The organism is Brachybacterium sp. (assembly GCF_052095815.1).
GTDB lineage: Bacteria > Actinomycetota > Actinomycetes > Actinomycetales > Dermabacteraceae > Brachybacterium.
In genome coordinates this window covers 56,468-68,194 of record NZ_JBQDLF010000014.1, presented here as the reverse complement: position 1 = coordinate 68,194, position 11,727 = coordinate 56,468, and the positions used below count along the sequence as shown (strand labels likewise).

The 11,727-nt window shown below is 69.4% G+C and carries 10 protein-coding genes; 5 read left to right on the top strand and 5 right to left on the bottom strand.

Annotated features, from left to right (window positions below):
* The first annotated feature begins 155 nt into the window (after positions 1–155).
* Together ACTH43_RS08000 and yczE are read left to right on the top strand one after the other, a co-directional pair.
* Complete coding sequence (locus ACTH43_RS08000; RefSeq protein ID WP_441444396.1) at positions 156–1,394, top strand: DUF4032 domain-containing protein; 1,239 nt, start codon at positions 156–158, stop codon at positions 1,392–1,394.
* A gap of 20 nt (positions 1,395–1,414) precedes the next feature.
* A complete protein-coding gene (gene yczE / locus ACTH43_RS07995) occupies positions 1,415–2,125 on the top strand; it encodes a membrane protein YczE (protein ID WP_441444395.1) in 711 nt (236 codons plus the stop codon).
* Positions 2,126–2,180: 55 nt separating this feature from the next.
* Here the strand turns inward: yczE and rlmB are convergent, their stop codons facing one another.
* From rlmB to ACTH43_RS07975, 4 genes are all read right to left on the bottom strand, one after another.
* Positions 2,181–3,152: a 23S rRNA (guanosine(2251)-2'-O)-methyltransferase RlmB gene (rlmB, locus tag ACTH43_RS07990; RefSeq protein WP_441444394.1), complete on the bottom strand. Its 972-nt coding sequence runs from the start codon at positions 3,150–3,152 to the stop codon at positions 2,181–2,183.
* A 19-nt stretch (positions 3,153–3,171) separates the two neighbouring features.
* The gene (gene cysS, locus ACTH43_RS07985) at positions 3,172–4,611 is read right to left on the bottom strand and encodes a cysteine--tRNA ligase (RefSeq protein ID WP_441444393.1); all 1,440 of its coding nucleotides are present in this window, start codon (positions 4,609–4,611) and stop codon (positions 3,172–3,174) included.
* Positions 4,612–4,707: 96 nt separating this feature from the next.
* Positions 4,708–5,190, bottom strand: a complete 483-nt coding sequence (locus ACTH43_RS07980; protein ID WP_441444392.1) for a phage holin family protein — start codon at positions 5,188–5,190, stop codon at positions 4,708–4,710.
* Between the two features lie 59 nt (positions 5,191–5,249).
* Positions 5,250–6,437, bottom strand: a complete 1,188-nt coding sequence (locus ACTH43_RS07975) for a LacI family DNA-binding transcriptional regulator (RefSeq protein ID WP_441444391.1) — start codon at positions 6,435–6,437, stop codon at positions 5,250–5,252.
* A 147-nt stretch (positions 6,438–6,584) separates the two neighbouring features.
* On the opposite strand from ACTH43_RS07975, the gene ACTH43_RS07970 reads away from it, so the two are divergent.
* From ACTH43_RS07970 to ACTH43_RS07960, 3 genes are read left to right on the top strand one after another with little or no spacing between them, the layout of a single operon-like run.
* Positions 6,585–7,907: a sensor histidine kinase gene (locus ACTH43_RS07970; RefSeq protein WP_441444390.1), complete on the top strand. Its 1,323-nt coding sequence runs from the start codon at positions 6,585–6,587 to the stop codon at positions 7,905–7,907.
* The gene (locus ACTH43_RS07965) at positions 7,904–8,557 is read left to right on the top strand and encodes a response regulator (RefSeq protein WP_441444389.1); all 654 of its coding nucleotides are present in this window, start codon (positions 7,904–7,906) and stop codon (positions 8,555–8,557) included. The genes ACTH43_RS07970 and ACTH43_RS07965 overlap by 4 nt, the downstream gene beginning before the upstream one ends.
* The gene (locus ACTH43_RS07960) at positions 8,557–9,543 is read left to right on the top strand and encodes a hypothetical protein (protein ID WP_441444388.1); all 987 of its coding nucleotides are present in this window, start codon (positions 8,557–8,559) and stop codon (positions 9,541–9,543) included. The genes ACTH43_RS07965 and ACTH43_RS07960 overlap by 1 nt, the downstream gene beginning before the upstream one ends.
* 98 nt (positions 9,544–9,641) lie before the next feature.
* Here ACTH43_RS07960 and acs read toward each other — a convergent pair whose 3' ends face one another.
* Positions 9,642–11,621, bottom strand: coding sequence for an acetate--CoA ligase (acs, locus tag ACTH43_RS07955; protein WP_441444387.1), 1,980 nt, complete (start codon positions 11,619–11,621; stop codon positions 9,642–9,644).
* Positions 11,622–11,727: the final 106 nt, after the last annotated feature.

The following is an 11,727-nucleotide window of genomic DNA, read 5'->3' as shown; positions in this document are numbered from 1 at the left end:
CGCAGGAAGCGAAGAGACGTCCAAGCCGTTCATCGCGCGCGTCGACGCCCGTCGCTGTTGTTTCTGGCACGTCCTCGCGGTGTGCGGTGCGTCCTGACGACGTGACATCATGCCGGGAGTGGTCGAAGCATCCCCGCTCGGGAGAGAATGGAGCAATGGCACCTCTGGAGATCACCGCGTCCCGTGCAGATCCTGCACTGCTGGACCTGCCGTGGGAGGAACCGCTGGAGCAATGGCCCGAGGACATCCTCGCCGCCCTCCCGCGAGGCATCTCCCGTCACGTCGTGCGCTTCGTACGCGTCTCGGGACGAGTCCTCGCCCTCAAGGAGATCTCCAAGAACCTCGCCCAGCGCGAGTACGACATGCTGAGGATCCTGGGACGACTCGGGATCCCCTGCGTGGAGCCCTTCGCCGTGATCTCCGGTCGCACCACTGCCACGGGTGAGCCTCTGGACGCGATGCTGATCACGCGCCATCTCCAGTTCTCCCTGCCATATCGCGCGGTGTTCAGCCAGGTATCCCGCCCGGACACGGCGCACCGCCTGCTCGACGCACTGGCCGTCCTGCTCGTCCACCTCCATCTCGAGGGCTTCTACTGGGGAGACGTCTCCCTGTCCAACACCCTCTTCCGGCGAGACGCCGGCGCCTTCGCCGCGTACCTCGTCGATGTCGAGACCGGCGCGCTCCATGAACGGCTCACCGTGGGCCAGCGCCAGTACGACCTCGACCTCGCCCGCACCAACATCATCGGTGAGCTGATGGACCTCCAGGCCGGGGACATGTTCGACCCCGACGCAGATCCCGTCGCCGTGGGCGACGACCTGGTCTCCCGCTATGAGGACCTGTGGGAGACCCTGACCTCACGGGAGCGGTTCTCCGCCGACGAGCGCTGGCGGGTCTCGGCCCGGATCGAGAAGCTCAACGCGCTCGGCTTCGATGTGGGCGAGCTCGAGATCACCACCGACCTCGACGGCACCACGCTGTCGATCATGCCCAAGGTGGTCGACGCCGGGCACCACTCGCGCCGTCTGCTGAGGCTCACCGGGATCGATGCCCAGGAGAACCAGGCCCGGCGGCTGCTCAACGACCTCGACCAGTTCCGCGCCGATACCGAGCAGCAGCTCGAGGACGAGGAGTTCGTGGCCCACGAGTGGCTGAAGGACCAGTACGAGCCGGTCGTCCGTGCGGTCCCCAGGACGATGCGCTCCAAGCTCGAGCCCCCTGAGTTCTTCCACGAGATCCTCGAGCACAAGTGGTTCCTCTCCGAGCAGGGCGGGCAGGATGTGAGCCTGGACGACACCGTGCGGCACTACATCCTCAACGTCCTGATCCATCGGCCGGACGAGAGATCACTGGTGACCACCGAGACCTCGGCATTGCCGATCTTCGAATGAGGAGAGGAGCACTTCGCCCCATGCGTCGTGAACGAAGCCGGGGACCGGCGCGCCTGGACAACCTCAGCCTGCGCGAGCAGCTGAAGGTCGACCGGCTTCCGCTGCGCCTGCTCCAGATGATGCTGGGCCTGACAGGATTCGGCGTCTCGCTGGCGATGCTGCTCGAATCCGGGCTGGGCGGTGCCCCCTGGGACGTGCTGCACGCCGCGGTCGCGGACCGCATCGGGTTGAGTGTCGGTTCGGTGAGCATCGCCGTGAGCTTCGTGGTGCTGCTGCTGTGGATCCCGCTGCGCGAACGGATCGGGATCGGCACCGTGGCGAACTCGATCTGGGTCGGAGTGAGCATCGACCTGGGCATGATGGTGCTCCCCGAAGCGCCCACGCTGCCGATCGCCGTGGCGATGATGCTCGCCGGCGTGATCCTCAACGGCATCAGCGGCGCCGTCTACATCGGCGCCCAGCTCGGCGCCGGTCCGCGTGACGGGCTGATGACGGGATTGGGGCGCGTGCTGCGTCGACCTGTCGGCCCGGTGCGCATCGCGCTCGAGATCCTGGTGCTGGCGACCGGGTGGGCGCTGGGAGGCCCGCTCGGGGCGGGAACGGTGCTCTATGCGATCGGGCTGGGCCCGATCATCCAGCTCACCCTCCCGTACGTGACCCTACGGGTGCGGACGGACCCCGAGCGGTCAGTCCCAGCTCAGCAGCGTCGCGCGGCGCAGCCCAGTCCCTGAGGCACCCGCACGCCGAAGCTCAGCCCGGTCCCTGAGCGCCCGCACGCCGGAGAGCTCAGCCCAGTCCCTGACGCGCCCGCACGCCGGAGAGCTCGTACAGTGCGATCGCGGCCGCCACCGAGGCGTTCAGCGATTCCGCACGACCGCCCATCGGGATCGACACCACCTGGTCGCTGAGCTCTCGCGTCAGACGTGAGAGGCCCTTGCCCTCCGCGCCGACCACCAGTGCCGTCGGCTGGGTGCCGAGCTCGAGCTCGCGGGAGGTCACATCGCCGTCCGCGTCGAGGCCGAGCACGAAGACGCCCTCCTCCTTGAGCGAGGTCAGGGCGCGGTTGAGGTTGGTGACCTGGGCGACGCGGACCCGGCCTGCGGCACCGGCCGCGACCTTCCAGACGCTGGCGGTCATCGACACGCTGCGCCGCTCGGGCAGGATCACGCCATGCGCACCGAAGGCATCGGCGGAACGCAGGATCGCGCCGAGGTTGCGGGGGTCGGTGATCCCGTCAAGAGCGACCAGCAGCGGCGGCTCGAAGCGGTCAGCGGCGATGCTCAGCAGGTCGTCGAGCTCGGCGTACTCATAGGGCGGAATGGTCAGGGCGACACCCTGATGCACGGCGTGGTCAGTCATCCGGTCCAGGTCGGTGCGCTGAGCCTCCGCGATCGGCAGATTGCGGGCGGTGGCCAGACGCATGATCTCGCCCACCCGCTCGTCGCTGTCCATCCGGACCATGACGGTCAGCTGCGTGGCGGGGACGCCCTCACGCAGCGCCTCGAGCACGGCGTTGCGGCCCGCGACCTGGTCACTGCCCGGCAGCTTCCGGGCGCCCTTGGCGCCGGGACCGCGGCGCCCGGCTGCTCCACCGGATGCCGCAGCACCGCCCTTGTAGGCCTTGTGGTACGTGCGGTCCTCCGCTTTGGGCGTCGGCCCCTTGCCCTCGAGCGCACGGCGGCGCACACCGCCTGAACCGACGGTCGCGCCCTTCTTGCCCTTGCGCATCGCACCGCGTCGCGTGCTGTTCCCTGCCATCAGATGTCTCCTCAGTCCTTCAGTTCTTGGTGTCGAGGGTCCAACGGGCACCCTCGGGCCCGTCCTCGATACGAATGCCTGCAGCGATCAGGGCGTCGCGCAGCGCATCTGCGCGAGCCCAGTCCTTCTCCGCGCGAGCCGCTTCCCGGGCGGCGAGCTGGGCGGTGATCAGCGAGTCCAGTGCCGCATGCTCGGCGCCTTCAGCGCCCGTGCCGCTCCCCCACCGGTCGGAGAGGGGGTCCAGGCCCAGCACGTCCAGCATGGCGCGCAGCTGGCCCAGACCGGAGGCGATCTCTGCCTCTGCAGCGCCGGCGGCGAGCAGGGAGTTCAGGGAGGACTGCTCGCGGTGGATCACTGCGAGCGCCTCGGGGACCGCGAGGTCATCGTCCATCGCGGCCACGAAGTCTGCGGGCAGCTCGAGCGCGTGCAGCTCGGCCTCGGGTGCCGCCAGCGGATGGTCCCCGAGGAGCTGGGCGGCACGACGCGCCGTGGCGCTGAAGCGCTCCCAGACGGTCTCCGCCTCCCGCATCGCCGTCGCGTTGTACTCGACGGTGGCGCGGTAGTGGCCGCTCACCAGGGCGAGCCGTACGGCCGGCGTCGGATGCTCGGCCAGTGCCCGGGCGGCGGTGACGAAGTTGTCGAGGCTCTTGCCCATCTTCAGACCGTCCACCGTGAGCACCCCGGCATGCATCCACTGGCGGGCGAAGCCGAAGCCGGCGGCGTGGGACTGCGCCTGCTCGTTCTCATGGTGCGGGAAGCGCAGGTCCAGGCCCCCGGCGTGGAGGTCGAAGGTCTCCCCGAGATACTTGCGGCTCATGGCCGAGCACTCGAGGTGCCATCCGGGACGGCCTCGCCCGAAGGGGGTGTCCCAGGCGGCGCTGACGGGCTCCGTGTCCTTCGCCGCCTTCCACAGCGCGAAGTCGCGACGGTCCCGTTTGCCGGGCTCCATCGCCTCGCCGGCGTCCTGCATGTCCTCCAGGGACTGGCGGGTGAGCGACCCGTAGGTGGGGTGGGAGGCCACATCGAAATAGACCGAGCCGTGACCGTCGGGATAGGCGTGGCCACGCTCGATGAGCAGCTGCATCAGCTCGATCATCTCGGGCACATGGCCGGTCGCACGCGGCTCGTAGGTGGGCCGACGATTGCCGATCTCATCGAGCACGTCCTGGAATTCGCGCTCGAAGCGCAGGGACCATGCCCACCACTCGGCGCCCACCTCGGCGGACTTCACGAGGATCTTGTCGTCGATGTCGGTGACATTGCGGATATGGGTCACCGCGAGGCCGCTGCGCTCGAGCCAGCGCACCAGCACGTCGAAGGCGAGGAATGTGCGCAGATGGCCGAGGTGCGGGGCTCCCTGGGTCGTCGGGCCGCAGACGTACAACGACACCGCCCCCGCGCGCACCGGGATGAAGGGTGCGGTCGTACGGGTGGCGGTGTCATGCAGGTAGAGGCTCACGCACCCAAGGGTACTGCCCTCAGGAGCGGCCCACGGCCCACGGCTCGCGCGAAGGTCGGGCGCCCAGCCCGGCGGTTCAGTCTGTGCGAGCGCTGATCAGTCCGTGCGAGCGCTGACCTGCTTGCCGTAGAGCTCGTCGAAGGTGTCGTCATAGGACACCGCATTCTGACGACGCTTGCCCTGCACGGCGCTCACGGCGCCCTGGGCCGTCTCGATGGTGGTCTCAGGTGCCTTGAGCTTCTTGTAGACCACGAAGGCGACGGCTCCGACGACCACGCCGAGCACGATGAAGACGCCCGCGACGATCAGGAACGCGGCCCAGAACGGCAGGCCCAGCGCCTCCAGACCGTTGGCGGCGGCGAACAGCAGCATCACCCAGGCCGAGAGCAGGAGGAACAGGATCACCGCGGCGCAGGCGGCGATGATGCCCAGCTTGATCGCGAGAGCGGTGAACTCCTTCTTCGCGATGTCGATCTCATGGTGCACGACACCGAGGAGCTCGTCACGGATGGACTGGACGAGCTCGCCGATGGACCGCTGGGTGGGCGGCGTGCTCGGGTCGTTCGTGGTGTTGATCATGATCTGAGCCTATCGCAGGGGGCAGGTCGTTCGAAGTTCGCGGGATGGGGATCCGTTGATCAGTCCACGGAGATCCGCTTGCGCTTCGTGGTCTCGGGCCGCGGGCCCGCGGAGGTCGTGCGACGCACCACGATGGACGGCGCGACCGCCACGTCCCGGGCCGGGCCCTCATGGCCGGAGACGCGCTCGACCAGGAACTGCGCGGCGAGCGCACCGAGTCGATCGGAGTTGGGATCCACGCTGGTCAGCTGGGACACCCCGGAGGCTGCGAGGGAGGTGTTGCCATATCCGGCCACCGCCAGCTCCTCGGGCACCGCGAAGCCGGCGTCACGTGCCGCGGCGAGCACACCGACCGCGGTGACGTCGTTCGCACAGGTGACAGCCGTGGGGACCCGGCTGCCGCGCAGCAGCATCGATCCGGCGGTCTGGCCGACCTGTTCGGTGAAGTCACCGGGCTCGACCCGCGCGACGTCACCCAGGCCGTGACGGTCCATGGCCTTGCGGAAGGCATCCGCGCGCTCCCGGGCCACGGCCGCACCGACTCCGCCGACGTGCGCGATCTCGCGGTGACCGAGTCCGACCAGATGGTCCACCAGCAGCCCCTGCCCGACCTCGTCGTCGATGCGGACGGTGTCGAACCGGCCGACGAACTCCTGCGAGCAGCCGATCCCGACGAACGGCCGACTGCCGGTGGCCGCGAGCACGCTGTCCATGTCAGCCAGGTCGGAGATCATCAGGAAGCCGTCGACGCCGAGATGGACCAGGTTCTCGATCGCATCCGTGTCGGCGGCGACCGGGTACTCGGGCATGCGGCGACGTGTGGGAACCACCACTGCGGTGCGTCCGGTCGCGGTCAGCTCGATGCGGATCGCCCGCACCAGATCAGAGATCCAGGTGTTGCGCATGGTGTTCACGAGCACTGCGACCACGCCGCGGTGCTCGGTCTCCTCGCTGAGATCCGCGAGCGGGAAGTTCAGCCGTTCGGCCGCCTCCCGGACCCGGCGGATCATCTGCGGCTTGATCTCGTCGGACTCGCGCAGCGCGCGCAGTGCGACCGCGCTGGAGATGCCCAGAGAGTTCGCGACATCGTGAAGGGTGCCGCGGCCCTGATCATCGGCCTCGAGCTCAGCGGCTGTCCGCTCGACGTTCTCGATCACCTGCCCGGTGGAGCCGTCATCGGTGGCGGGTGACCCGGTGTCGGAAGCGGGGTCGATGGTCTCGTCGGAGGAAGTGGCGTCACTGCTCATGGACCCATTGAACCGCATTCTGCGACCCGATCCGGATCAGTCCGCGCGATGGAGTCGCGCGAACCCGTCGGACCGGGGGTTTTCCCCCAGTGAGACGGCGGGTGGGCACCGTGGGCCCGGTCCCCTCGCCGCGCATAGTGTCAGGGCATGGACGACTCCTCTGCCCGGGGCGCAGGGCGCTCGCGCTCCCGGCTCGCCCCCTCCGCCCTCGCCTCCGTGGTCGTGGGCGGGCTGCTGTTCTACAGCTGGTTCTGGGCGAGCCTCACCCTGCTGCTCGGCGGGCTCGCCTCCCTGCCCGCTCTCGGCACCGGCCTGCTGCTGCTGATCCCCTGGCTGCTGGTGATGCAGCTCGCTGTACGGGTGGAACGTCGGCGCGCCGTCGCCATCCACGGCATCCCCGTGATCCTTCCCCCGCGTCGGCGCTCGCGCCGCACCGGCATCTCCGGCTGGCTCAGCAACCGCTGGTTCGAGCTCGGTACCTGGGCGTTCTGGCGGGGAGTGCTGCATCACCACCTCGCGATCCTGGTCGCCGGGGCCTTCTTCACCGCGTTCGCGGTGTTCCTCTGGTTCGGCTGGACTGGGTGGGAGGCGGCTCTCGACCAGGGCACCGCGGAGGTGGGAGGGATCGAGCTCTCCCGCTGGTCGCTCGGAGCCATCGGCACCGCAGGCCTGGTGCTGGCCCTGGTGATGCTGGTGCTCGGGGCCCTCGCCGACCGAGGGCTCGCCCGGGGGCTGATCTCCGGCTCCGAGGACGATCTGCGCGAGCAGGTCGCCGAGCTGGCCGAACGCCGGCAGGGGGCGGTCGATGCCGCCGCGCAGGAGCGCCTGCGCATCGAGCGTGATCTCCATGACGGGGTGCAGCCGCGCCTCGTGAACCTCGCCATGACCCTCGGCATCGCGAAGAACACGGTCCGCACCGATCCCGATCGTGCCGAGCAGCTGGTCGGCGAGGCGCATGCGGAGGCCAAAGCCGTGATGACCGATCTGCGTCAGCTCGCGCGAGGCATCCACCCGGCCGTGCTCACCGACCGCGGGCTGGACGCCGCCCTGTCCGCGCTCGCGGCTCGTTCCCAGGTGCCGGTGGATCTGCAGGTCGACCTCGGCACCGAGAGCATGCCGGCCCTGGATCGGGAGCTCGAGGCGGTGGCCTACTTCGTGGTCGCCGAGGCGCTGACGAACATCGCCAAGCATGCCGAGGCGACGGCGGCGGACGTCTTCGTCCACCGGAACGAGTCCGCGCTGCGGGTGCGGATCCAGGACGACGGCCGAGGCGGTGCGCAGGTGCGCCGAGACGGTCTGTCCACCGGCCTGGCCGGGCTCACCGACCGGGTCCGTGCCACCGGGGGCCTGCTCGAAGTCACAAGCCCCACCGGCGGAGGCACGGCGCTGATCGCCGTGATCCCGCTCGCAGGCCGCACCGCCCCGGTGCCAGAGCTCGCCCACCCCACCACCCAGGAGGACCTCCGATGAGGATCGTGATCGCCGACGACGCCGTGCTGCTGCGCGCAGGACTCGAGCGCCTGCTCACCGAGGCCGGGCATGAGGTGGTCGCCGCAGTCGGCGACGGCAGCGCGCTGCTCAGCGCCATCTCGCAGCATCGTCCCGACCTCGCAGTGATCGATGTGCGGATGCCACCCACCTTCACCGATGAAGGAGTCCGGGCCGCAGTGCTGATCCGGAGCCAGGATCCGGAGGTGTCGCTGCTGGTGCTCTCGCAGTACGTCGAGGAGCGCTATGCGTCCGAGCTGATCGCCGATTCCCCGTTCGGCCTGGGCTACGTGCTCAAGGACCGCGTCGCGGACGTCGACGACTTCCTGGGAGTGGTCGCGGACGTCGGAGCCGGCGGGACCTGGCTCGACCCCGAGGTGGTGCAGCAGATCTTCATCCGCTCCCGGCGCCGCCGCACCCTCGAGGGCATGACCCCGCGTGAGCGCGAGGTGCTCTCGCTGATGGCCCAGGGCCGCTCGAACCAGGCGATCGCCGACACCCTGTTCGTCTCCACCGGGAGCGTCGAGAAGCACATCTCCTCGCTGCTGGGCAAGCTCGACCTCCCTCCAGTCGACGGCGAGAACCGCCGTGTGATGGCGGTCCTGCGCTTTCTGGAATCCGAGGAACGCTGATGACCACCACCCGTCCGCCACTCCCGCCCAGCCCGGCTCCCCCGCCCAGCCCGGCCGCGACGTCCTCCTCCATCGCACCGCCGCAGTCGGCTCAGCCCATGGAGCGCCTCCTGCTCCCCGGGCAGCGACTGACCCCCTCCCCGGACCGGGACCGCCCCTGGCGTGCGCTGACCGTGCTGCTGGGCGCCATCATCGTGCTGCTGATGGTGGGCGGCCTCGCCGTCACGTCCGTCGCGAACTGGGCGTCGGGTCGCGGCTACTCCGAGATCTCCACGACCACTGGACTCGGCACTCCGGCCTCTCTGAACCTGGCCAGCCTGATGGGCACCATCCAGGTGCTGCCCTCAGATGATGTCGACGAGGTGACTCTCGCCCTGGTGGAGCCGGGCACCACGGGGCTCCCCTCACCGCGGGACACCACGCCGGCTCGACTCATCCACGACACCGACCCGACAGGCGCCACGGTGACCGTGCAGCAGCCGCAGAGTCATCTCGGGTGGCCGTGGACGGATCGCACGCGGGATCTGCTGCTGTTGGTCCCCTCCGACCTCGAGCTGTCCCTCGCGATCGACGCCGGCGTGGGCGACGTCGTGGTCGACGGCGATTTCAGCGCCTTGGACGTGCGCACCGATGTGGGCAATGTCGTGCTGGGGCCCCTCGGAGTCACCGACGCGCTGACGGTCTCCTCCGAGGTGGGTGATGTGGACATCGAGCTGGAGTCCCCGGCACCTGCCGACGCCCAGATCACCGCAGCGGTGGGCTACGTCGACCTGCAGCTGCCCACCGATTCCCGCGGCAGCATCAGCATCACCGCTGAACTGGGCGACGTGATGGTCACGGCCCCCGGCACCACCCGCTGGCATATCGACGCCGACTCGGATCTCGGAAGCGTCAGCGTGGATCCGGGCCTCACGGCCGGCTCCGACGCCGGGGACGGCACCCTCATCGTGACCGCAGGCGTCGGCGAGATCACCATCGAACGGTGACCCAGGTCGCCACGAGGCGTGACGAGGACGGGCCCCCGGTCGATGACCGGGAGCCCGTCCTGCACCGTGCTGGGCCCGGCAGGTGCCGGGCCGCAGGCTCAGCCCTTGCTGCTGAGACCCTGCTGGATGAGGTCCATCACCGAGGCATCGGCGAGCGTCTGCGTGTCACCCACCTGGCGGTTCTCGGCGACGTCCCGCAGCAGGCGCCGCATGATCTTGCCGGAGCGGGTCTTGGGCAGCTCCGAGACGATCAGCACCTTCTTCGGCTTCGCGATCGGGCCGATCTCCTTGCCCACATGGGCGCGCAGCATCTCCGGCACGGCATCCTCACCGCCGACCGCAGCGATGGCCTCGTCGTTGCCGGAGCGCAGGATCACGAAGGCGACGGGCACCTGCCCGGTGGTCTCATCGGTCGCCCCGACCACCGCGGCCTCGGCCACCCATTCATGGCTGACCAGGGCGGACTCGATCTCCATGGTGGACAGGCGGTGCCCTGAGACGTTCATGACGTCGTCCACCCGGCCCAACAGCCAGATGTCGCCGTCCTCGTCGCGCTTGGCACCGTCACCGGCGAAGTAGAGGCCCTCGAAGCGGGACCAGTAGGTCTCCTTGAACCGCTCGGGATCGCCCCAGATGCCTCGCAGCATGCCGGGCCAGGGCTGATCCAGCACCAGATAGCCGCTCTCCCCGTTCGCGACGGACTCTCCGGCGTCATTGCGCACATCGGCGCTGATCCCGGGAAGGGGCTGCTGCGCGGAGCCCGGCTTCGTCGCGGTCACGCCCGGCAGCGGGGAGATCATGATGCCGCCGGTCTCGGTCTGCCACCAGGTGTCCACGATCGGGCAGCGGTCGCCGCCGATGACCCGGCGGTACCACATCCATGCCTCGGGGTTGATGGCCTCGCCGACGCTTCCGAGCAGCCGCAGCGAGGACAGATCGAACTTGCCGGGGATGTCCTCCCCCCACTTCATCGCCGTGCGGATCGCGGTGGGCGAGGAGTAGAACTGGGTGACCTTGTACTTCTCGATGATCTCCCACCAGCGACCCTGGTGCGGGCTGTCCGGGGTCCCCTCATAGACGACCTGCGTGGTGCGGTTGGCCATCGGCCCGTAGACCACGTAGGTGTGGCCGGTGACCCAGCCGATGTCCGCGGTGCACCAGTAGACGTCCGAGGCCGGCTTGATGTCGAAGACGTTGCGATGGGTGTACGCGGCCTGGGTGAGATAGCCACCGGTGGTGTGGATGATGCCCTTGGGCTTCCCGGTGGTGCCGGAGGTGTAGAGGATGAACAGCGGGTGCTCCGCCTCGACCGCGACCGGTGCATGCTCGGCCGAGGCGGTCTCGCGGGCCTCGTGCCACCACACGTCGCGTCCCTCGGTCCACTCGACCTCGCCACCGGTGCGGCGCACCACCAGGACGTGCTCGACGCTGGCGCCGCCCCCGGCGAGCGCAGCGTCGACAGCGGGCTTGAGCGGAAGCTGCTTGCCGCGACGGTTCTGGCCGTCGGCGGTGATGACCACCCGGGCCTCGGCATCCTCGATGCGGGAGCGCAGGGCATCGGCGCTGAAGCCGCCGAACACCACGGAGTGCGGGGCGCCGATGCGGGCACAGGCGAGCATCGCGAACACCGCCTCCGGGATCATCGGCAGGTAGATCGCGACCCGGTCGCCGGTCTTCACCCCGAGATCGGACAGCACGTTGGCCATCTTCGAGATCTCGTCCTTGACGTCCGCATAGGTGAAGGAGGCATCGGAGCCGTCCTCGTACTCCGCCAGCAGCGCGACCTGGGAGCCGTGTCCGGACTCGACATGGCGGTCCACGCAGTTGTAGGCGACGTTCAGGGTGCCGTCGGCGAACCAGCGGGCGAACGGCGGGTTGGACCAGTCGAGGGTCTCGGTGAAAGGGGTCTCCCAGCTCAGCAGGCTGGCCCGCGAGCGCCAGAAGGCGAGGTGGTCGCGCTCCGCTTCCTTGTAGAGGGAGGGTCGGCCGACCGCATTCTGTACGAACTCGGTGGGCGGGGAGAAGGTGCGAGTCTCCTGGGAGAGATTCTCGATCCCGGTGGTGGCGTCGTCGGACATCAGCACTCCTGCTACACGGGCCCCGGGTCGCCGGGGCGGATGGACGCGGACACCGTATCGCAGGAGACCCATGTCACGCGCACCGGTCACACTCCTCGAGCAGGAT

Excerpts from the sequence above, each read along its gene's own strand:
- ACTH43_RS08000 (WP_441444396.1), top strand. The coding sequence starts at position 156 with ATGGCACCTCTGGAGATCACCGCGTCCCGTGCAGATCCTGCACTGCTG.
- yczE (WP_441444395.1), top strand. The coding sequence starts at position 1,415 with ATGCGTCGTGAACGAAGCCGGGGACCGGCGCGCCTGGACAACCTCAGC.
- rlmB (WP_441444394.1), bottom strand. The coding sequence starts at position 3,152 with ATGGCAGGGAACAGCACGCGACGCGGTGCGATGCGCAAGGGCAAGAAG.
- ACTH43_RS07980 (WP_441444392.1), bottom strand. The coding sequence starts at position 5,190 with ATGATCAACACCACGAACGACCCGAGCACGCCGCCCACCCAGCGGTCC.
- ACTH43_RS07975 (WP_441444391.1), bottom strand. The coding sequence starts at position 6,437 with ATGAGCAGTGACGCCACTTCCTCCGACGAGACCATCGACCCCGCTTCC.
- ACTH43_RS07970 (WP_441444390.1), top strand. The coding sequence starts at position 6,585 with ATGGACGACTCCTCTGCCCGGGGCGCAGGGCGCTCGCGCTCCCGGCTC.
- ACTH43_RS07965 (WP_441444389.1), top strand. The coding sequence starts at position 7,904 with ATGAGGATCGTGATCGCCGACGACGCCGTGCTGCTGCGCGCAGGACTC.
- ACTH43_RS07960 (WP_441444388.1), top strand. The coding sequence starts at position 8,557 with ATGACCACCACCCGTCCGCCACTCCCGCCCAGCCCGGCTCCCCCGCCC.
- acs (WP_441444387.1), bottom strand. The coding sequence starts at position 11,621 with ATGTCCGACGACGCCACCACCGGGATCGAGAATCTCTCCCAGGAGACT.